The sequence below is a fragment of the Neobacillus driksii genome, from assembly GCF_013409995.1.
Lineage (GTDB): Bacteria > Bacillota > Bacilli > Bacillales > Cytobacillaceae > Neobacillus > Neobacillus driksii.
On record NZ_JACCBX010000013.1, the window covers coordinates 100,754 to 121,701 of the forward strand.

The 20,948-nt window shown below is 38.7% G+C and carries 17 protein-coding genes; 3 read left to right on the forward strand and 14 right to left on the reverse strand.

All coding sequences use genetic code 11. The features are described 5' to 3' along the window. Positions 1–102: 102 nt before the first annotated feature. From F4694_RS25000 to F4694_RS25025, 8 genes are all read right to left on the reverse strand, one after another. Positions 103–1,038 (reverse strand): carbohydrate kinase family protein, encoded by a 936-nt coding sequence (locus tag F4694_RS25000; protein WP_257029385.1) that lies wholly within the window; start codon positions 1,036–1,038, stop codon positions 103–105. Between the two features lie 146 nt (positions 1,039–1,184). Next, the gene (locus F4694_RS32765) at positions 1,185–1,721 is read right to left on the reverse strand and encodes a M4 family metallopeptidase (protein WP_306458526.1); all 537 of its coding nucleotides are present in this window, start codon (positions 1,719–1,721) and stop codon (positions 1,185–1,187) included. Then, complete coding sequence (locus F4694_RS32770; RefSeq protein WP_308806669.1) at positions 1,718–2,278, reverse strand: PepSY domain-containing protein; 561 nt, start codon at positions 2,276–2,278, stop codon at positions 1,718–1,720. Before F4694_RS32770 ends, F4694_RS32765 begins: the two co-directional genes overlap by 4 nt. Further along, positions 2,275–2,862 carry a hypothetical protein gene (locus tag F4694_RS32775; RefSeq protein ID WP_306458527.1) on the reverse strand — a complete coding sequence of 196 codons (588 nt, stop codon included), beginning with the start codon at positions 2,860–2,862 and terminating at the stop codon, positions 2,275–2,277. The genes F4694_RS32770 and F4694_RS32775 overlap by 4 nt, the downstream gene beginning before the upstream one ends. A 323-nt stretch (positions 2,863–3,185) precedes the next feature. Continuing rightward, a complete protein-coding gene (locus F4694_RS25010) occupies positions 3,186–4,016 on the reverse strand; it encodes an energy-coupling factor transporter transmembrane component T family protein (protein WP_179602632.1) in 831 nt (276 codons plus the stop codon). After that, on the reverse strand, positions 4,013–5,719 hold the full coding sequence (locus tag F4694_RS25015) for an ABC transporter ATP-binding protein (protein ID WP_179602633.1): 1,707 nt from the start codon (positions 5,717–5,719) through the stop codon (positions 4,013–4,015). Before F4694_RS25015 ends, F4694_RS25010 begins: the two co-directional genes overlap by 4 nt. A gap of 69 nt (positions 5,720–5,788) precedes the next feature. Continuing rightward, positions 5,789–6,346, reverse strand: a complete 558-nt coding sequence (locus tag F4694_RS25020) for an ECF-type riboflavin transporter substrate-binding protein (protein ID WP_179602634.1) — start codon at positions 6,344–6,346, stop codon at positions 5,789–5,791. Positions 6,347–6,693: 347 nt separating this feature from the next. Continuing rightward, the gene (locus F4694_RS25025) at positions 6,694–7,563 is read right to left on the reverse strand and encodes a DUF1002 domain-containing protein (RefSeq protein ID WP_179602635.1); all 870 of its coding nucleotides are present in this window, start codon (positions 7,561–7,563) and stop codon (positions 6,694–6,696) included. A 351-nt stretch (positions 7,564–7,914) separates the two neighbouring features. On the opposite strand from F4694_RS25025, the gene F4694_RS25030 reads away from it, so the two are divergent. The 3 genes from F4694_RS25030 (at position 7,915) to F4694_RS25040 (ending at position 11,321) form a co-directional block, all read left to right on the forward strand. After that, entirely contained in the window at positions 7,915–8,877 is a 963-nt protein-coding gene (locus F4694_RS25030; protein WP_179602636.1) for a S8 family peptidase, read from the forward strand. Positions 8,878–9,049: 172 nt separating this feature from the next. Beyond that, entirely contained in the window at positions 9,050–11,125 is a 2,076-nt protein-coding gene (locus F4694_RS25035; protein WP_179602637.1) for a carbon starvation CstA family protein, read from the forward strand. Beyond that, the gene (locus tag F4694_RS25040) at positions 11,118–11,321 is read left to right on the forward strand and encodes a YbdD/YjiX family protein (protein WP_179602638.1); all 204 of its coding nucleotides are present in this window, start codon (positions 11,118–11,120) and stop codon (positions 11,319–11,321) included. Before F4694_RS25035 ends, F4694_RS25040 begins: the two co-directional genes overlap by 8 nt. 238 nt (positions 11,322–11,559) lie before the next feature. On the opposite strand, the gene F4694_RS25045 is transcribed toward F4694_RS25040, so the two are convergent. The 6 genes from F4694_RS25045 to F4694_RS25070 all read right to left on the reverse strand — a co-directional run bounded on the left by F4694_RS25045 (position 11,560) and on the right by F4694_RS25070 (position 20,902). Further along, entirely contained in the window at positions 11,560–15,903 is a 4,344-nt protein-coding gene (locus tag F4694_RS25045; protein ID WP_179602639.1) for a pullulanase X25 domain-containing protein, read from the reverse strand. Positions 15,904–16,126: 223 nt separating this feature from the next. After that, entirely contained in the window at positions 16,127–17,155 is a 1,029-nt protein-coding gene (locus F4694_RS25050; RefSeq protein ID WP_179602689.1) for a LacI family DNA-binding transcriptional regulator, read from the reverse strand. 272 nt (positions 17,156–17,427) lie between these two features. Then, positions 17,428–17,616 (reverse strand): ROK family protein, encoded by a 189-nt coding sequence (locus F4694_RS25055; RefSeq protein WP_179602640.1) that lies wholly within the window; start codon positions 17,614–17,616, stop codon positions 17,428–17,430. Positions 17,617–17,684: 68 nt separating this feature from the next. Then, positions 17,685–19,118, reverse strand: coding sequence for a glycoside hydrolase family 32 protein (locus tag F4694_RS25060; protein WP_179602641.1), 1,434 nt, complete (start codon positions 19,116–19,118; stop codon positions 17,685–17,687). A gap of 12 nt (positions 19,119–19,130) precedes the next feature. Next, positions 19,131–19,964, reverse strand: a complete 834-nt coding sequence (locus tag F4694_RS25065; RefSeq protein WP_179602642.1) for a carbohydrate ABC transporter permease — start codon at positions 19,962–19,964, stop codon at positions 19,131–19,133. Then, positions 19,961–20,902: a carbohydrate ABC transporter permease gene (locus tag F4694_RS25070; protein ID WP_179602643.1), complete on the reverse strand. Its 942-nt coding sequence runs from the start codon at positions 20,900–20,902 to the stop codon at positions 19,961–19,963. Before F4694_RS25070 ends, F4694_RS25065 begins: the two co-directional genes overlap by 4 nt. Between the last annotated feature and the right edge of the window lie 46 nt (positions 20,903–20,948).

Below are 20,948 nucleotides of genomic sequence, written 5' to 3' on the forward strand. Positions count from 1 at the left end.
TTATTATAACCAGAATAGAATAATTTAAATATTTAAAATAATTATAAATAGACAAATTTGACTCCTCAATCCAATATGTAAATACAGTTTTAGTACTATAAGTTAAAAATGTTTTTTCAACTCGGTTAAATCAATTCTAGAAGTTAACGATCCAAGTCCAGTTGTTGCTTGTGCACCAACACGATTGGCAAATTGAAGATACTCGGTTAATCTCGTGGTCCCTCTTGGCATCCCCTTCTCGTGGAAGCAATACAAAAGTCCGGCCATAAAGGCATCTCCTGCACCGGTTGTATCAATCGTGTCTACCTTCGGTGCCGGGCTAAAAACTTTGTCTCCTTCCATCACTCCATAGGCTCCTTTGCCGCCCATCGTGATAAATAAGTAAGGAATGTTCCATTTTAATATTTTTTCCAGTCCATCCTCAAGTGAATTTGTTTCCGTCAAAAAATTCAACTCATCTTCAGCCAACTTGACGATAGTAGCCTGTTTAAGGAACGAAACCACTGTCTCACGGCAATGGTGCTCACTTTCCCATCGTTTTAAACGAAGGTTTGCATCAAAGGCAATTAGATTGGAAGTTTCTTTAGCATATCTTAGTGCAGCCTCGGTTGTCTTTTTTAATTTTTTTTGAAAGAGGGTGCCGGAGCCAAAATAAAATATCCTTGTCTTTTCAAAAAGTTCTCTTTCTAACTCTTCTTCTGCTAATACTTCATCCGGAGTCTGGTTGACATAAGAATGAAAGTTTCGCTCTCCGCTTTCTGTCAGATGTACATAAACCCCACACATTCTTTTCGTCTCTGTACGAACAGAAAATTCAAGATTGACGCCTTCCTTTTTTAGTTCTTGTTCCACAAATTGACCGTTTGAATCTGTCCCGAATTTACACAAATAATAAGTTGGAAGCCCCAGTCTGCTGGTTCCAACGGCCAAGTTAACAGTTGCGCCACCTAACAGCTGCCAGAATTTTGTATTGTTACGATCAGTTGAAATATAATCTACAAAAGCTTCACCTAGTGATATAACTCCTTGGTTTTCCAAAATAGCCCTCCTGCTGGAAAGTATAAACTCCATTATAAACTATTTTTTACTTACTTCTGTTGAACCATAATAAAAATCCCTCAAACTCTTAGTCTGAGGGAATGAAAAACGAAATTCATTATTCATCTTACAGGCAATCATGATACTTAGTAAATTCCCACCGCATCAAATCCAGCATTCGCTGCAATCACTTCCTCGCTGCCTTCACCGTAAAGGTCAATAGCAGACTGAACAACCGCCTGACGGGCATCGCTGAAATCGGAATTAGAAGTTAAATAAACCGTTAGAGCACGGTAGTAGATTTGCCCTAACTTTTCCCTGCCGACTTCTTGACCAATCAAGTATGCAGCATGGTTTGTAATCGACGAGTTAACATGAACTCCGCCGCCATCAACAGATGTTGGCATATTATAAAACTCGTTCATGTGATCTGGATAGACTCCGCCGTTTGTGCTATATGATCTTCTTTCCGCGTTGCTAACTACAACACTATTTGGATTACTTAAGCTTCTCAATACGGTTACACCATCAGCTTTAGCAGCAGGTGCCATAATATCCTCGCCCATTTCCCAATCACTATCGTCAACAAGCGCACCAAAGATGTCTGCAAAAGATTCATTTAATGCTCCTGATTGATTACGGTACACTAAATTAGCTGAATGAGTGATGACACCATGGGTCATTTCGTGGGCAGCAACATCAAGACCAGCGATAAAGACGTCATGAACACACCGTCACCATCACCATAGGTCATCCATCGTCCATTCCAGGAAGCATTGTTATAATTCGTACCATAGTGAACTTTAGAAATAATCGCCATCCCTTCACCATCAAGAGAATTACGGCCATGCTCATTTAAGTAATACTCATACACCTTTTCAGAATTATAGTGTGCGTCGACCAGTGCTCGATCATAGTCGCCGATAAATGCTGCAGAATTCCCTACGTAGAGAGTATCATTACTGGAAGTGTTATCATTTTTTGCATCATACGTTACGATTCCTCCTAGGTTTTCATGAGAGTAATCTGCCAACGCAAACTTCGTTCCAGCATTCGGTTCCTTTACTTGCGTAATATGTAATTCCCTATGCTCACCATGCACACCTTTGCCAGCACCTTTTTGTGTTTTTGCTTCATCGGCATGCATTAAGCCATTATACTTGTCGATGACTTCTCCTGTCTTTGCGTCTACAAAAACAAACCAGTTCCCAGGTTCATCCCCCATAAAGTTTACATTCACTTTATAGGCGGTATAATTTTCCCCTCCAAATGGAAGGACAACGAGATCAGTAGTTGTTCATAAGTCAGTTCTTCGGGGGCATTAACAGAGGATAAAGCGGTCTTTAAAGCAGAATCACTGCTTAAGGACGCAGTCGTGTCCACGGTATCATCGGCAATCGTCTGATTTACTCTTCCGTTGACGGACACCACTTCATTATTCTCATTAAAATGAACAACAACCTCGGCACCTTCAACATTTACTCCATTTACTGCCTGATTAAAGCGGACGTGAGTCATACCGAGTTTATCTTTTTGGACACTCTTCACCTTTAGATTCTTATCCGGATTATTAATGCCCGTTTTGCCTTCGTTTTTCTTCAAATAATTCAATGCTTCGGAGGAGGTACTTGAAGCGTATTTCTCTGCAAAACGCTCCTTCACAAATAATGGAACACTTGCCTTCTCATTCCAAGCCTTTGAAGCTTGTACACCACTGCCTGCCTTCGAATCTGCCGGCTGTGCAAATACACTACTAACTGGAATAGATCCTGCCAACATCGCTGCCGACAGAGCCATAGGTATAATAAACTTTTTCTTCATCATTCAATACCTCCTATTATTTTCCACTGAGTTTATTATAGGTTAGTAGAATTTAAATAGCATGAATAATTGTAATTATTTTAATATTATAAATATATGGAAAAATAAACCTATTTCATATACCAGAATAGGTATAATCTACCAATTACTATCAGTTTCCATAACAAAAAAATCCCCCATACTTTTTTTGTCTGAGGAACATAAACGCACTTCAATTTTCACTTAAATCCACTAAAATTATTCATACCCAGCTATGCATTTCAATCAATGCTACTGTCTCAACGAATGTTGGTCTTGTTTGGCAAAATGCGAGATGTAGTTCTAACTTACCTAAATGGATTATAAAAACGATTTCCATCCAAAAAGGTAATGATCATTGAAAAGACAAACAAAAGGATAATAAGCATAATGGCTAAATAATCTTCTTTTGTAAAGGGTCTCTCATGGTACCATGATCTTCTCTTTTGACTGCCAAAGCCTCGAAGCTCTATCGCAGCACTTATTGTTTCAATCCGATTGAGGCTTAAAAAAATTAACGGCATTAAAATGGATGAGGCATAGCGTAATTTTTTGGTCAATTTTTGTTTTTTTGATAAATCAATCCCTCGCGCCTGTTGAGCTAGCGAGATGTTTTGATAATCCCGCTGAATATCTGGTATATATCGCAGCGCAAGAGCTACTGCATATGCAATTCGATAGCTTACTCCAATTTTATTAAGAGAAGCTGCAAATTCACTAGGATGTGTCGTAACCATAAACAACAAGGCAAGTGGAATAATGGTCAAATATTTAAGCGTTAAATTAAATTGGTAGAATAGCTGCTCAGCGGTTAGAGTATAATGTCCAATAATGTGAAGAATCTCATGCTTCGTATGGTACATTTCAACACCCTGCATCGGTTCAAAAAGAAAAATAGCAATATTGTTTATAAACAAAAATAATAAGAATATATAGAATACAAAAGAAATATAACGAAATTCGACCTTCGATGAAAGAAAGATCATAATCCCTAAAATAAACATAACAACAAGTATCCTAGTATCATAGGTTATCATCGCTATTAATGACCAAAGAATAAAACCTATCAGTTTAGCAGCTCCAGTAAGACGATGAATCGGGGATTCTTGATGAATGTAAGAAAGAATTTTATGATTCATAGCTGTCGGGTCCTCCGATCAAAATGAATGAAGCGTTTGACAAAGTCTCGTTGGTCAAAAAAATCTGCTTTATTAGCTAATTGATAGAGGGATGTTTCTTTTAAATTAGCCAGACGGATAACGTCTTCATCTGCAAGGATGTTGGCAGGTTCGTCTTCTCTTATCTTTTGTCCCTCTGATATTACAATGGCTCTGTTTGTATATTCGAGCATCAAATGCATATCGTGGGTAATCATGATAATGGTGATTCCTTGTTGATTTAAGTTCCACAGAAACTCCATAATTTCGTTATAGTGTTTATAGTCCTGACCAGCTGTTGGCTCGTCCAATAAAATTAATTTCGGTCCTAGCACTAATACGGATGCAATTGTCACTCTCTTTTTCTGCCCGAAACTTAAGGCGGAGATGGGCCAATTTCTTAATTCATAAAGCCCGCAGATTTTTAAAGCATGAAATACTTTATCTTTTATCTCTTTATCTGCTACTCCACGGAATTTTAATCCTAGTGCTACTTCATCAAATATGAAATTTTGAGAAATCATTTGATTAGGGTTCTGCAGTACGAAGCCAATATGATCTCCCCGCTCTTTTATGGATTGTTCTATAAGATTTTCACCTTCATATAGAATTTCCCCTGCTGTAGGAAGATAAAAACCGCATATTAACTTGGCAAGGGTAGATTTTCCGGCTCCATTTTTACCGATTAAAGATAATAATTCTCCTTTGTTAATCTTGAATGAAACATCTTTAATAATCTCTTTTGTTTTTGAATACCCGAAATGAATATTTTTTAACTCTAAAAGTACATCATTTTTTTGTTTTTTCTCGGCATATCCCACTGACTCATACCATGCATGAAGCTTCGTTTTATTGACTTCAATGTTTAATGTCTTTAAACTTTTAGGCTTCAGCATTGGAGTGATCGTACATCCTGCATATCTCAAAGCTGTTAAATAGAGCGGTTCACGGATGCCCGTATCAATTAGCAAATTTGAGCTTAATAATTCATTAGGCGTCAAATCCGCTAAGATGCAACCCTCATCTATAATTACAATACGATCTACCTCACCATGCAGCACATCTTCTAATCGATGCTCAATAATAATCGTTGTCTTTCCAGTTTGCTTATGAATACGGTCGATAAGTTCAATCGCGATTTTCCCAGTTGCAGGGTCCAAATTTGCTAAGGGTTCATCAAATAGAAGAATATTTACATCATCAATCATACTTCCTGCAAGTGTAACCCTTTGCTTTTGTCCTCCAGAAAGGTCCTGTGGTGTTGATTCCAAATGCTCTTTCATATCCACCAGGTCAGCAACCCTGTTCACTGATTCAAATAGCTCTTCTTGTGGAACAAACTGATTCTCAAGTTTAAACGCAATATCCTCTGCTGCGGTTAAACCGATGAATTGGGCATCAGGATCCTGTAACACCGTACCAACCATTGATGATAGCTTAAAAATACTTTCCTTTTTTGTTTCTTTTCCAAAAATCTTTAAACTCCCTGAAATTTCACCGGGATAAAAAAAGGGAACCAATCCATTTATACAATGTCCTAATGTACTTTTTCCAGACCCTGATGGTCCTATAATTAGAATTTTTTCTCCTTCATAAATAGTCAAATTAATACCACTTAGTGTTGGAGAGGACTGTGTCCGGTAGTGGAAACTAAAATTAGTAAATTCAATAACTGGTTTTCTCATATTCAACTTCCTTCTGTTTGTTAGACTAATAAAAAATGCCGATGATGGGAGATCACCGACATTCACTTCTTACAATTCTCGAGTCAAGCTGCCTTTTTTAGGACGCGTTTTGGCATAAGCTATTGCTAGCAAGGTTCCTAAAACACCAACGGTTACTATATTAGCCGCACCCGCTACAAGGCCTTGAATGTATACTTTATTGGCTGGTTCTGCATATATGAAGATATCTAAAGTAGGAGCAATTAAAAACCATGCAATTGAGTTAGTAATAACTTGAATGATATTAAAAGAAATAATAGCTTTTATACCAAATTTCCCATCCCGAAGCTTGATCCGTGATGCTGCTAATCCTATTAATAATCCTACGACTCCTGAAGCGATAATCCAGCTAAACCAGGGTGCTCCATAAAAAACAGCGTCTTTAATCGTATGACCAATTAATCCAATCAGCAATCCAGCGACAGGACCGTAAAGTAATGACATTAGGGCTAGGAAAGCATATGATGTTTCTACGTTTGTATTTGGTATGCCTGTTGGAATCGAACCAAACCTGCTTAAAATTATAAACACCGCAGCACCAATACCAATTGCGACAACCGTTTTAATCGACAGTACCTTTGAATTCATGGTAACCCCCCTTTTTTTTTGGTAAAATCTAGATTAAATTTTATTTATATTCAGTATATTTTAGAGTCAAATAAATTATTATCGCAATTTTATACCCATACCCAATTCTTTTTTATCTAAATCTATGAATATATAACGTTAAAGTAATGTATGGTGCATACCTTGTTCAACCATACCGTCCTCCGTTAATACGATAGCAATTTTTTCTAAAAAAGCAGGAGGAGAATTGTCGAACATTAGCAGCATTAGACAGGAATTTGTCCCTCTATTCAACAAAAACAACCCCTTCTCAATTGAGCGGGGGTTTATTTTTCATTTTGAATTTTTGTAAGATTAACCTTTGTTCATTAAGCAGTGAGAGCACGAATCGCTTCGAGTGAGCGATTTAAGAAATCTTGCAACTTTTGTAAAAATACCTGCCCTTCTTCAGATTCCAATAATGTCGAAACTTTTTCTGCGGTTACACTTAACTGTTCTTTTACTTGATTCCAATCAATATCCATCGCCTTCAGTTGGTTGAAGAAGTCTACTAACATATCTAACTCTGCATCTGTTAATGTAATCCCCAGCTCTGCGGCCACTTGTTCAATTAACGCACGCAAGTCAGCTTCTGTTTTCGGTTTATTCTTGACGATTTCATCCTTGACTTTTCCCATGAGAGCAGCAGCATTGTCGGCTCCAATCGAGTCACCAAGCTGTGCCGTTTTCACCATTTCTTCATTTGCCATTTTTTTGATTTCTTCCGGAATTTCTTTATTCGTTGTCGCCTCATAAGCTTTCATAATGCCTGTCAAAGCAGCTGTACCTGATACTTCAAACGGAGCAGAAATCTGTATGGTTGCATCCTTTATACCGGCTGTAGTCAAGGCATTGATATACATTTCATCCGTAACCCATGTAATATGGTTTGTCTGAACCTCTAAACCAGAATCCTTCGCACCCATCGTAATTCTCGCTGATGAAATCGCACGGGAACCAATTTGCGACTTAGGAATAAACTCCCCTAAATAATCATGCTCTTCTTTATTGGACACCGTAATCATTTGTGCGTTTTCCGGTACCTCTAACTCTGCTAACATATCTTTTTCTTGCTGTTCCGTTAGGTTTTCTCCTAATGAAACGATAACATCTCCTTCTACTGCATCAGCAAAGCTGATAGAAGGAATAGAGATAAGCATTGTTATTATAAGCAACATTGCAAGTATTTTTCGTTTCATAAAAGGACCTCCTAATATACATGTAACCATTCTAAAAAAAATGGTTCATGTTTAGCCAATAGATCAAATTGACTTTGCATTATCTTAACATAGAGGTTTGGGATTTCATTATAAGAATGGATAACATTTATGCTATTTCTATTAAGATTCTTTCAAGCTAGATAATAATGTTACAGCCTTTAGTTAAACCACAAATTAGTTTAATAAATATAACTAGTAGATTACATCCAACAAGAACGTTAGTTCGATAAAAACACGACTATAGTAACTGGTTAATTATATTCTGAATTGTTAAACTATTATCAACTCCCTAGAATACACAGAAAACTAATTCTGTCAGGAGGGAAACAAATGAAGCAAAGATTACATTTAATTCCGTATCAAGTGAATGCAGTGGTTGAAACGGTGTCTGAGGTGCCAAAAGGTATTGAACTTATTTCGGCTCCAAAACTTTGGGAGAAATCGAAGGGTAAGGGAATCACGGTTGCGATATTGGACACAGGCTGCGATTTTACCCATCCTGATTTAAGTGAGAGGATTATCGGTGGACGGAATTTCACGGATGATGATAATGGAAATCCTGATGTATACACTGACTATAATGGTCACGGAACTCATGTGGCTGGCACGATAGCTGCCACCCAAAACAATAACGGAGTAATTGGTGTTGCACCAGAAGCAAGTTTATTGATTTTAAAGGTGCTTGATAAAAATGGATCAGGACAATACGACTGGATTATAAATGGAATTAACTATGCAGTTGAACAAAAGGTGGATATCATCTCCATGAGCCTCGGCGGTTCTGAGGATGTACCTGAGTTGCATCACGCGATTCAAAACGCCGTTGATAATCAAATTCTGGTCGTTTGTGCTGCTGGTAATGAAGGAGATGGACAGGATTCTTCAGATGAATTTTCCTTTCCTGGCAGCTATAATGAAGTCATCAGTGTCGGAGCGATTAATCTAGAGCGCCATTCTTCTGAATTTTCAAATTCGAATAATGAAGTCGACTTAGTAGCTCCGGGCGAGGAAATCCTTTCAACGTATTTAAACGGATCTTATGCAAAACTAACTGGTACTTCGATGGCAACACCGCATATATCCGGTGCACTTGCGCTCATAAAAGATATTGCCAACAAAAACTTTGAACGAAATCTGACAGAGCCTGAGCTATATGCACAATTAATAAAGAGAACGGTTACTCTAGGAAACTCGCCAAAACTCGAAGGCAACGGATTGCTGTTCTTAACTATAGATGACTACTTATCGGATGTGCTCAACGATAAATTATCAGGCCAAGTGCTTAAAATATAACATAATAGGACATCCAAGAATTATAGATTGAAAGAAGGGCAGCCATTCGGCTGCCTTTTGTATTTTTATATTTTGTCAGCATTGTGCTCATAATAGGTATAATTAATTATTTTAATTTTCTAAATTATAAAATAAAATATCGGTATAATATGGAAAAAAGGTGGCGATAAAATTGAAAGCGCTTAAATCAATTGTTATCTGGGGATTAATTGCAGCCCTTGGAGCAGCAGGTTTTGCAGTAATGGCCTTAAATAGCGGCGAGAGCATTAATGCAATTTGGCTTTTAACAGCAGCTATTTGTGTTTATGCAATTTCCTACCGTTTTTACAGCAGGTTTATTGCGAATAAGGTGTTCCAGCTTGATGACAAACGTAAAACACCTGCAGAAATACATAACGACGGCAAAGACTATGTTCCGACAAATAAATGGGTGCTATTTGGACATCACTTTGCTGCCATTGCCGGTGCTGGACCATTAGTGGGTCCAATTCTTGCAGCGCAAATGGGCTATTTACCTGGAACACTGTGGATTGTAGTCGGAGTTGTTTTAGCTGGGGCTGTTCAGGATTTTATTATTCTTTTTGGCTCTATGCGCCGAAATGGTAAGTCACTCGGTGAAATGATTAAGGACGAAATGGGACGTGTAACAGGTCTTATTTCAATGATTGGCATTTTAGGAATTATGGTTATTTTATTAGCTGTTTTAGCATTGGTAGTTGTGAAAGCATTAGTAGGAAGTCCGTGGGGAATGTTTACAATCGCAGCTACCATTCCAATTGCGATATTTATGGGAATTTACATGCGTTATATTCGTCCAGGGCGTGTTGGAGAAGCTTCCCTCATAGGAATTGTATTATTACTTCTTTCACTAATCTTCGGACAAACAGTTGCGGAAAATCCAACGTTAGCAGCGATGTTTACCTTTAAAGGTGAAACGATAGCTATCATGATGATTATTTATGGCTTTGTTGCATCTGTCTTACCTGTTTGGCTTCTTCTTGCACCACGTGATTATTTGAGTACGTTTTTAAAGGTAGGGACTATCTTTGGACTAGCAATAGGAATCATTATTGTTGCACCGAATCTTGAAATGCCTGGTGTTACAAAATTCATTGATGGTACTGGCCCAGTCTTTGCAGGAAATCTCTTCCCATTCTTATTTATTACAATTGCCTGTGGATCTGTTTCGGGGTTCCATGCTTTGGTTTCCTCGGGTACAACACCTAAAATGATTGAACGTGAGTCACACGCCCGTCCAATCGGTTACGGAGCAATGCTTACAGAATCTTTTGTTGCTGTCATGGCAATGATTGCTGCCTGTGTATTGACACCTGGTATTTATTTCGCCATTAACAGTCCACCTGCCATAATTGGTACGGATGTTGTCCAAGCTGCCACTACGGTTTCCAGCTGGGGCTTTACTATAACTCCTGATGATTTAAAAACACTCGCAACCGACGTTGGGGAGCAAACGATTCTTTCAAGAACTGGCGGTGCACCCACGCTTGCAATTGGTATGGCTGTCATATTTTCAAATGTTATTGGCGGAAAGGCGCTAATGGCATTTTGGTACCATTTCGCAATCCTATTTGAGGCACTGTTCATTTTAACTACGATTGATGCAGGAACACGTGTGGGACGATTTATGATTCAAGATATTATCGGTACTGCTTATAAGCCGTTTGCTAGAACGGATGCGTTAATTCCAAATATTATTGCAACGGCTTTATGTGTATTGTTTTGGGGTTACTTTTTATATCAAGGTGTAATTGACCCGCTTGGAGGAATAAATACTCTATGGCCGCTGTTCGGTATTGCAAACCAAATGTTGGCTGCTATCGCCCTACTGCTCGGTACAACGATTCTCTATAAAATGGGAAAAAAAGCATATGTTTGGGTAACACTTCTTCCGACAACATGGCTGCTCATTGTTACTTTAACTGCAGGCTGGCAAAAATTATTTCATGAAAATCCAAAAATCAGTTTCCTTGCCCATGCTAAGATTTTTAAAGAGGCATATAACAATGGAAAAGTACTAGCACCTGCAACATCACCGGCACAAATGCAACAAGTTCTTATAAATGATTATGTTGATGCCACGCTATGTGCTATTTTTATGGCGGTTGTTATTGTAGTATTAATTTCTGCGATGAAGATTTGGTTTAAAATTATTAAGAACCACAAATTACCATTGCATGAGACACCACCAGTGCCTCGTGACGGAGGAGATTTGAAAAATTATGCTTAATAAATTAAGAGAAATCCTTTCATACAGAAAGCAATTCCTCAGTCTTCTTGTCGGCGTTCCTAGCTATGAAACATACGTCGAGCATATGAAAAAGCACCATCCAAACGATTCTGTGAAATCTAGAAAAGAATTTTTCTGTGAAGCACAGGAAGCCCGATACAACGCCAAAGGCGGTAAAGTCTCAAGATGCTGTTAACGAAAAAAGGACAAAGAAAGTAAAATAACAGATCCATTGAAAAAAGAAGTGCAGGAATCGCACTTCTTTTTTCTCTTACCTGCTTCTATTTTTTTTTAGATTATTTAAGCAACGACCAGTGTATATGGATAATTTCGTCACACCCGCATGGTGTGAGTCCCTAAAAATCAAGAGGGTGCTTTTTTCTACTGTCTACTTTACATGCGTATATCCATAATTCTTGGAAGAGAGACTCTTTTCATAAATTTTTTAAAATCGTCATTTGAATGGTTTTCGTAGCTTTGCCAATGGCACCGCCATCATTTTTAAAGATAGTTGATTTATTTTCGTCTGATGGCTCGATATGGATGGTCAATTTGTTTTCTCCTTCTTTTAACATAATATTATAGGAGAAGGTCATGTCGTCTCTTATTGTTACTGGCTCGCCATTAATGGTGAGAACTCCATCTTTAATGGCGTTCCCCTGTAGGGTGATGCTGTCCGCTGTGACGGATTGCCCATCCGTATGAGAAGTCACGACCACTGGCATATCAATCCAACGAAGGATTTTATCTTGAACCACCATTTGGTTACCGCCTTGATTGGTTACGACTATAGAAATGTCAGTTCCCGTTGCTCCGTAACCATAGTAACTTACGTCATCATCATTTGGGTTCAATGGAGTGTGATCTGCTAAACCTTCTTGCTCCCAAGAGCCATTTTTGACGTATTTGTAAGTAAGCACTTCCCCTTCCTGTGCTTCGATTGTATACTCATAATCATTTGTGACTGCGCCGCCGCGTGTCATTTCCCACGCGCCCGTATTCCAGCCATTTTTCGTTCCTGGCATCGTAATGTTGATTCCCTGTGGAGTGTACGCTGGTGCGTTGACTTTAAACGTTACCTTTACGGTTATAAGTTCAGGCGTCACGGCAACAGCGTTTGATGTAACGACATTCCCAGCCTGATCATACACGTGCACTTCGTAGGAATACAGCTTTCCATTCGAGACATTGATATCTTTGTAGGATTGCTTGGTTGGATCAAACAACATATCGATGATTGCACCATCGCGGACTAAGGCAATCATATAGGGATCTTTCACACCTTCCAGCTTCCATGAAAGATTGACCTGTCCCGATTCCTGCACTGGCTGTTCCAATGTTACTTGATCAGCCGGAGCAATCGTATCTTCCCCTTTTGTAAAACTTACATCCTGCGTTTCACTCGTGACCCAGTTACGTCCAAGGTCAGTTGAAAAAGCAAATCGATATTCGTAATTACCTTCTTTTAATGGAAGGAAATTTCCACTATAGACATTTGCGGTTTCCTGTTGATTGATATAGGAAGCCTTATAGGTAGTCCAGTTTTCATTACCAGGTTGCTTTACTTCGAGCTTTGCCTGTAAACCTTCCATCTGACCAGTTTCTGTTTCACCTTGTACAAAGATATTCGCTGTGACCGTCTGCGGCTTCGAAAGGTCAATGATCCCCGTTTCAATTGATGTTACGTTCGTAATCTGGTGATTTCCATCTGTTAACTCAACATGTGGAATAACGGCATTCTCTGTTGCTGCTTTATAAGAAGGATTCCCGTTTTTATCAAGTGCTGCCACGGCAAAATAATAGTTGCGGCCATTGTCTAAACCATCGATGGTTACCGTATTCGCGGACGTTTCCTTTACTTTTTTATAAAAAGCGCCAGAAATCGTTGTTTGATAAATAGCATACTTAGCTGCATCACCTTCCCACTTTAAAGTGGCCGAGCGGCTCCCTTCTTCAATGGTTAATCCCGTGACGGCAGCCTGACGTTTCAGATTTTGACCCTTATCAGACACAAGCATGCGCCCGCTCATGGCTGGAATTGTAACTGAAAGCTTTCCATCTTTTGATACAGTTGTGTACTTTCTATCAAGCTGATCTGTTAATTTCACACCATTAATTAATAAATCTTCTAATTCGAGTTCAATCGTCTGTTCTTCAGTACCTCTGTTTGTCAAAACAACCGCAAAGTTCTTTTTGTCTGAACGGGAGAAAGCAAGCACATCGCCTTTTGCATAAAGATGGTTTAAATCACCGTAACTGAAAAGGTCATGATAGGTATTTCTTACTTTTCCAATTGATTGATAATGTTTTACAAGATCTGTGTCCTCGTTACCCCAAGGATAAGTTCTGCGGTCATCGGGGTCCTTCGACCCTGTAACACCTGCTTCATCGCCGTAATAAACAGTCGGCGCACCAGCATAACCCATTTGCAGGATCGCGGCAAGCTTTAGGCGTTGAATACCGAGTTGATGGTTGTAATTTTTATCGTACTCTGCACGTTCAAAAGAGTCGGTTCCATTACCTAACACAAACGCTGCGCGAGGGGTATCGTGCGAGCCCATTAAGTTCATCAGGGAGTAAAATGCTTCTTTCGGATAATCTTCATATACCGCATTCAACTGATTTTCAGCCCCTTCGGCATTTCCATTTTTCAGGTAATCAACAAGAGCACCGCGGAATCGGTAATTCATAACGGAATCATATAAGTCGCCAAGGAAATATTCAGAAGCATCATCCCAGATTTCACCTAGAATCAGCGGTTCATCTTTCTTTCCGGTCTTAAGCTCATTACGGAATTCGCGCCAAAATTCTGGATCGACCTCGTTCGCAACATCTAAACGCCATCCTGTTGCACCCCGATCCAGCCACGATTTGGCAACAGAATCGTCATCATACATCATGTAGTTAGCAAACTGCTTATTATTTAACTCTGATGGATAGTCCACCACTTCTCCAGGAATCGATTTGATTTCTGGCAATGAATCGAAGCCCCACCATGCCTGGTATTTATAAACACCATCAACCTTCACATTTTCAATGTTAAACCAGTTGTGGAAACCATATGGGCTAAAGGTTTGTCCTTCTGCCTTTAATTTTTCTTCCACTTGTTTCTTTGCCTCTTCTTCTGTAACTCCTTTATTGACAAGGTCATAAATCGCTGACCAGTATTCATAAGCACCAACCGTTTCATATTTTCCATAACGGTCAAAATAGATGGAATCGTCACCGACATGGTTAAACACGCCATCTAAAATTAAATGCATTTTCCGTTTCTTTAATTCTTTTGTGAAAGTCTCAAATTCTTTTGGAGAACCAAACATTGGATCGATTTCCTTGTAGTCTGTCGCATCGTACTTATGGTTCGATGATGCATAAGCGATTGGGTTTAGATAAAGTGTGTTGACCCCTAAAGATTGAATGTAATCGAGTTTCTTTTGAACTCCAGCAATGTCACCACCGAAGAAATCGTTGGACCAAATTTCATCTTCATGATAGCCTTCGGAAGTAGCTTCACGAGGGTTGTCCGGAAGTTCGCTCCATTCTTGATGTTCAATTGGCTCATCACCGCGTGCTGTATCTTTGGCATCGTCATTTTTTTTATTTCCATTGAAAAAGCGATCCGGAAAAATCTGATATACGACCGCTTCCTTCATCCAATCTGGCGTTTTGTACGCTGGATCAAAAACCGTTAATTGGAATAGAGAAGCATTGGCATCAGAAGTGGTCCCTTTTCCACCTTCAGTAATATCTTCACCGTATTCCTTCTGAGATTCTCCGTCACGTGCAATAAATTTATATCCATAAACGCCCTTTTCTTCCGGCTTTATATCAGCTTCCCAAAACTCTACTGGTGCAGCATCTAGCTCAACCCATCCGGCATATTCCATTTCCACCATGATGGTATTACCAGTGTTGTAGTTTTTTAGCTGAACCTTTGCAGCGGTTAAATCGCCTTTCTTCGCTTGGAGTCGAATCTTGACCGTATCCCCTGCCTTTACTGCCCCAAATGGTGACCTGTACGCTGGATCCCAAGTGTCGTGAAACAGCTTATCTCCTTGGACATTGCCATCTGGCAAACCAGGATCATAATCGGTGTACACTTCCTTTGTATCATGGTTATAGAAGAATGTAACCATCGTGTCTTTTACTACATTCAGAACAAAGTTATTGGCTGGATGCGCCGGAGCAGACCAGTTGTTCCCAAGAACAAGCTTAAATTCATGCTTTCCTTTCGGCACTTGTGCTGAATAAGTGTAAATGTTGTCGAGGTCTTCATCCTTTAAAATAGCAGTTGATTCACCTGGAGCCCATTCTCCACCAGCGTTCAGCTCAGGCTGAATATCTCCCACAATCCTCGGTTTCTGGTCGTCTGGCAGCTCTACAGGAACAGAAACTTTGTGGGTAACATCATCATATATAAACGTGACTTGTTTTTCCTGATCCAGAGACAGCTTATAATTATCGCCGCCAGGAACCCCGTTTACTCCATAGTTTTCATCCCATGAACCATTAATCGCAATTTTATATTCATAGTTCCCTGCAGGAAGCGTGCCTGTCAGCTTGTACTTTCCATTTTCCTGAAGGGTCATTCTTGTTGAGGCATCAGCCGGATTCCAGTCACCTGATCCGCCAAGTTCATCCTGTAGATTCCCCACTAGCGTTACCACACGTTCTGCGGCGTTTGATTCAATTGGATTAATAAATCCAAGAGCAATCGTTTGCGCAAATAAAACAAAAAGAGTTATGAAACTTATAATCTTTCTCGATTTACCCTTCATACATTCAACTCCCTTTTAAATTGTTTTGAGCAAGCGTTTGCACAAACAATTGCAAACGCTTCCTTAGAATGTATTATCTCATTATCTGTATTTTCCAAAGAATAGGACATTTCTACTCATTAAGAGGTTTGGTTATGGGTCTTTATGCTTGTTTTTGGTAAAAATAAGCAATTCCAATTAAAATAGGAAAAGCCCCTAATAAAATTAAGGGCTTTCGTGGATTTTACTTGTTTTTTAGATGGCAGCATGATGATCTTTCAATTAATTTATGAGGAATGATGATACGCTTTATTGGTTCGTTACTGTTTTCAATCTTTTGAATCAAGTTCTTTGATGCTTGATAACCAAGATCAAATATATTAATGTCAACAGATGTTAACGGGGGCTTCACCATTTCTGAAAGAAGTACGTTATTAAAGCTGACAATGGAGATATCCTCTGGAACGCTGATTCCTAACTCATCTAGTGTATTCAAGACACCTAAAGCCATAAAGTCGTCAACTACCACGAGGGCAGTAGGTGGATTTTCTAGTGACATGAGCTCTTTAACAGCTTCTTGACCGCCTTCACGTAAAAATTCTTCATGAATAATATATTCATTTTTCAATTCAATACCAGCATTTCGTAATGCCCGTTCATAACCAAGTAACCGCTCTACCGTTACGACAAGCTCAAGACATCCACCGATAAAGGCAATTTGATGATGGCCCTGCATGATTAAATGTTCGGTAGCTTCTTGCATGGCACGAAAATTATCGTTATCAACATGGGTAATTTCTTCTACATTTTTATAAGGTTTACCAATAAGGACAAATGGAAAATTTCTTTTTAGTAAATAGGAGATAATTTTATCCTCCACCTTAGATTTTAGTAGAATCATCCCATCTACTCTTTTTCCCTGAACCATTTCAACCACTGCTTCAAGTGTTTCCTTTTCTGATTTTCCAGTTGTCATATGCAAAGCGTATTTTTTTTCATGTGCCCCTTCACTAATTCCTTGTAATACGGTTGGGAAAAAGGGATTCTGAAATACGACATCTCCTGAACTCGGCATGACAAGCCCAATGGTTTGTGTGGATTGACTCGCAAGACTTCTTGCATTTAAGTTTGGATGGTACCCGAGCTTTCCCATTGCTTCATTTACTTTACGCTTTGTTGCTTCACTTATTCTCGGACTATCGGCAATCACTCTTGAGACTGTTGACGGAGCAACATTCGCAAGCTTTGCAACATCCTTAATTGTAACCGCTATGTCTAACACCCCTCTCGTAGGGAGTTTTATGGAATTCTCATATACTATTATATAACGATAATGACCCAATCGGAAATTGTGAGACACTCTCTCGCAAAGAATTAGCCTTTTGTACCGCCTGCAGTTAACAAACACAAATAATGAGTAAAGTAAAAAATCGAAATGATTTGATGATTGTACGGAAACTAAAGGAATTAACGCCGAATCCTTCATTCACTTGTTTTAATGTTCACTTATAAACCCTGGGATTCCTCATAGTTAATACAGCAGTGTTAATCCGTTACAAGAAACGTACAAAGACAACACTTTAGCGTGTACTTATTGAAAAATTGGTGCACTTGTTGAATGGTTTCGTTTGGTTTCGTGGTAGGGATATTCATTCTGTCAATTATTTCAAAATTTTCATTACTAACGGCACAAACAAATTTAGTGCCTCCTGCTTCAACCGCTCCATAATACATGGTTTTTTCCTCCTATATGTTTAAATAAAACAGCCCTGTTGTTAAACAGAGCTGTTTTATTTCGTTTATTAAGAACTAAACGCCTCATAACGAACTTCTTTTAATTGGGCTCCTTTTCCTGAAAGGACAATGCTTGTTCCTTTTTCTTTTTCATATGCAGTAAATGTTGCGACTTTTTCGCCCTTATTCACAAAGATTTCAACTGAATGAAGATCCACATAAAATTCTAGTGTGTTTTCTTCATTGTTAAAACAGTCACGTACGGTAATTGGTTCACTATCTCCATAATCAGAAGTAATCACAACAGAATTGGATGATGGATCCACACTCACGCGTGTTGCTGTTATTTCTTCCTTGTTTAATTCAACAACAAACGATTTACTCTTAGATAATAGTGATAGGGATAAATATCCTGTTCTTCCGCTTTCAATGTGCAAGTCCTCATTTAATGAAACATGTTCATGAACAGCAACGGGTGTGAAATAATCGTCATGGCTAATATAAGCTTGTTGAATCAATGTGTTGTTTTTGATGTGTAACTTTCTTGGTAAACTCATCATGCCGTTATAGCCGAACTCTTTTGGTGGTGTTGCTTTTGTCCAACGATGCATCCATCCAATTAAAAGTCTCTCTCCGTTTTGACCGTCCGTTGTTTGTGGTGCGTAAAACGTTGCATAATCTAGCAAGCCCTTTGCCTCAGGAGTGAATGCTCCGTTTTCAAAATCCATGTGTCCAATCACATAAGACGTCTTTTTCTCTACTTCCCCGTCAAATTCAGGGTCGCATGGCATTTCTGAGAAAATTAGCACATCTTTTCCGTCTAAGTGGAAGAGATCTGGACATTCTAGTAACGTATTTTCTTCAAATGGCATTTGAAAAATAGAAGAATGAAAGCTCCACTGAAGTAAATCTTTTGATTGGAACATGATGATTTCACCACGACGTTTCGCGTTTCTTACCGCTAATACACAGTAGTATACCCCGTCACGCTCTAACACTTTAGGATCTCTGAAATCACAAATGAGATACCCTTCTGGCAATTCTTTTTCCCCAATCACGGGATTTAATTTGGATTTCTCGAAATGGATACCATCCTCTGACACTGCAACACACTGACGTTCAGCAATTTGTGATTCATCTTTATCAAACCCTAAGTTAGGATCAATATGACCTGTATAAATGAGATAGAGCTTCCCATCCTTTTCAATCGCACTTCCAGAAAAACATCCGTTCGCATCATACGCTTTGTCATTGGCCATCGCTACGGGAAGGTACTCCCAATTGACAAAATCATTTGTTGTTGCATGACCCCAATGCATGTCATTCCATACAATGTCATACGGGTAATACTGATAAAAGAGCTGGTATTTCCCTTTGTAAAAGGAAAAACCATTTGGGTCATTGAGCCATCCGATTTCTGGTGAAAAGTGAAAAAAGGGGCGGTTATTTGTTTTATATTTGTTTTCTTTGATATAGTCGTTTGCTTTTTGTAGTCGATTCATAGGGCACCTCTTTTATTTAATTCCACTTTGCATGGAACCTTCCACAATGTATTTTTGGAAAATGATATAAAGAATAACAATTGGAATCGTTATGATTGTTAGTGCTGCCATCATGTGACTTGTGAAAATGTTATACGTGTCTGCAAAAACCGCATTAAGGGCAACTTGAATTGGCATCAAATCTGCGTTTGATAACGCCATAACCGGCCATAAAAAATCGTTCCATGATGCTAAGAACGTTAAAATTCCAACTGTAATATACATATTTAAGCTAGACGGCATGACGATTCGAAAGAAACATCCTACTTCACTTAGTCCATCGATTTTTCCTGATTCAATCAATTCACCAGGGAAGGACAAGAAATGTTGTCTGAATAAGAATATGTTCATCACATTGATGATAAATGGCAGCAAATAACCTGGAATCGTGTTGATTAATCCCATTTGATTTACCACTAAAAACAAGGGAAGAATGGTCGCTTCAATTGGCACAATCATAAGTGCGATAATAAAAATTAAAATCCAATCTTTAAATGGAAATTTAAATCTTGCTAGAGCATATCCTGCCAATGAATTGATGGTTAATCCTACAACCACTGTAACGGATGCATAAATCAAACTATTTCCAACGTTCTTAAAGATGTTATAAAAACCTAATAACTCCACATAGGAATCAAACGAAAGATCAGAAAATCTTGGAACAAAGGCAAAGATTGTATCAATATCTCTGTAAATCACTTCATCGATTTTAAATGAAGAAAGAATCATCCAAATAAGAGGAAGTAAAAATTGTAATGCCACAAGAGACGCCAAGATATAAAACAAGGTTTTCTTTACAATTTTCATGCTGCTTTCTCCTCTATAAATAGCTTTTTAATAATGATTGAGATAACGACTAAGAAAATCGTGAATACTAATGTAATGGCACTTGCATATCCAATGTTTCGGTGACGGAATCCATACTCATAAATGTATTGCAAAATGGTAATCGTTGAGTAATCCGGACCTCCACCTGTCATAACCATCGGTTGAACAATGAGTTTAAACGCCTGAATCGTGGTGGTGATCACTAAAAACATCAGAATGGGTTTTATTGACGGAATGGTGATAAATAAAAACTTTTGGAACGCATTGGCTCCGTCAATGTCCGCTGCTTCATAAAGGCTTCCATCAATATTTTTAAGTCCTGCTAAAAAAATCATCATTTGATACCCGCACCCTGACCATGCAGAGATCGCAATGATCGTATACATTGCTTGAGAGGCACTTGAGAGGAAAGGCTGCTTTGAAATCCCAACATTCTCAAGGAGTTCATTAATTAATCCAGATGTTGGGTTTAACATGACCGTCCATAGGATTGAGATGACAACAAGAGATAAAACAGCTGGTGAAAAATAGGCGGTACGGAAGAACCCTACCCCTCTGACTTTTTTGTTGACAATCAGCGCAAGTCCAAGTGCCATCGACAGTTGCAGAGGAACAACAAACACCACAAACTTAATCGTGTTTTTAAAACTTTGGATCAACACTTCATCTGTAATCATTCGCTTAAAGTTTTCAAGTCCAATAAATTCTTTGTCGTTTGGTTTTAATAAATAGTAATCCGTAAACCCGTACGTAAATGCTAAAATAATTGGTAATACAATGAAAAGAATCGCTAGAATTAAAGCAGGTGTTAAAAATCCGTAAGCAGACACGATATCTCTTGTTTTATAATGTTCGCTATGTCTGAAGTGTTCGGTTGTATTTCTCACTTTTACAAAACGTTTGATAAATTTCTTCATGGTTCACACCCCTTTTAAAAAAGAGTAAGAGGTGAGGTCCTCGCCT

What these genes read in the sequence shown, in the direction of transcription:
- F4694_RS32765 (WP_306458526.1), bottom strand. Translation starts at nt 1,721, where the DNA reads ATGACCCATGGTGTCATCACTCATTCAGCTAATTTAGTGTACCGTAAT.
- F4694_RS32775 (WP_306458527.1), bottom strand. Translation starts at nt 2,862, where the DNA reads ATGATGAAGAAAAAGTTTATTATACCTATGGCTCTGTCGGCAGCGATG.
- F4694_RS25010 (WP_179602632.1), bottom strand. Translation starts at nt 4,016, where the DNA reads ATGAATCATAAAATTCTTTCTTACATTCATCAAGAATCCCCGATTCAT.
- F4694_RS25015 (WP_179602633.1), bottom strand. Translation starts at nt 5,719, where the DNA reads ATGAGAAAACCAGTTATTGAATTTACTAATTTTAGTTTCCACTACCGG.
- F4694_RS25020 (WP_179602634.1), bottom strand. Translation starts at nt 6,346, where the DNA reads ATGAATTCAAAGGTACTGTCGATTAAAACGGTTGTCGCAATTGGTATT.
- F4694_RS25025 (WP_179602635.1), bottom strand. Translation starts at nt 7,563, where the DNA reads ATGAAACGAAAAATACTTGCAATGTTGCTTATAATAACAATGCTTATC.
- F4694_RS25030 (WP_179602636.1), top strand. Translation starts at nt 7,915, where the DNA reads ATGAAGCAAAGATTACATTTAATTCCGTATCAAGTGAATGCAGTGGTT.
- F4694_RS25040 (WP_179602638.1), top strand. Translation starts at nt 11,118, where the DNA reads ATGCTTAATAAATTAAGAGAAATCCTTTCATACAGAAAGCAATTCCTC.
- F4694_RS25045 (WP_179602639.1), bottom strand. Translation starts at nt 15,903, where the DNA reads ATGAAGGGTAAATCGAGAAAGATTATAAGTTTCATAACTCTTTTTGTT.
- F4694_RS25055 (WP_179602640.1), bottom strand. Translation starts at nt 17,616, where the DNA reads ATGTATTATGGAGCGGTTGAAGCAGGAGGCACTAAATTTGTTTGTGCC.
- F4694_RS25060 (WP_179602641.1), bottom strand. Translation starts at nt 19,118, where the DNA reads ATGAATCGACTACAAAAAGCAAACGACTATATCAAAGAAAACAAATAT.
- F4694_RS25065 (WP_179602642.1), bottom strand. Translation starts at nt 19,964, where the DNA reads ATGAAAATTGTAAAGAAAACCTTGTTTTATATCTTGGCGTCTCTTGTG.
- F4694_RS25070 (WP_179602643.1), bottom strand. Translation starts at nt 20,902, where the DNA reads ATGAAGAAATTTATCAAACGTTTTGTAAAAGTGAGAAATACAACCGAA.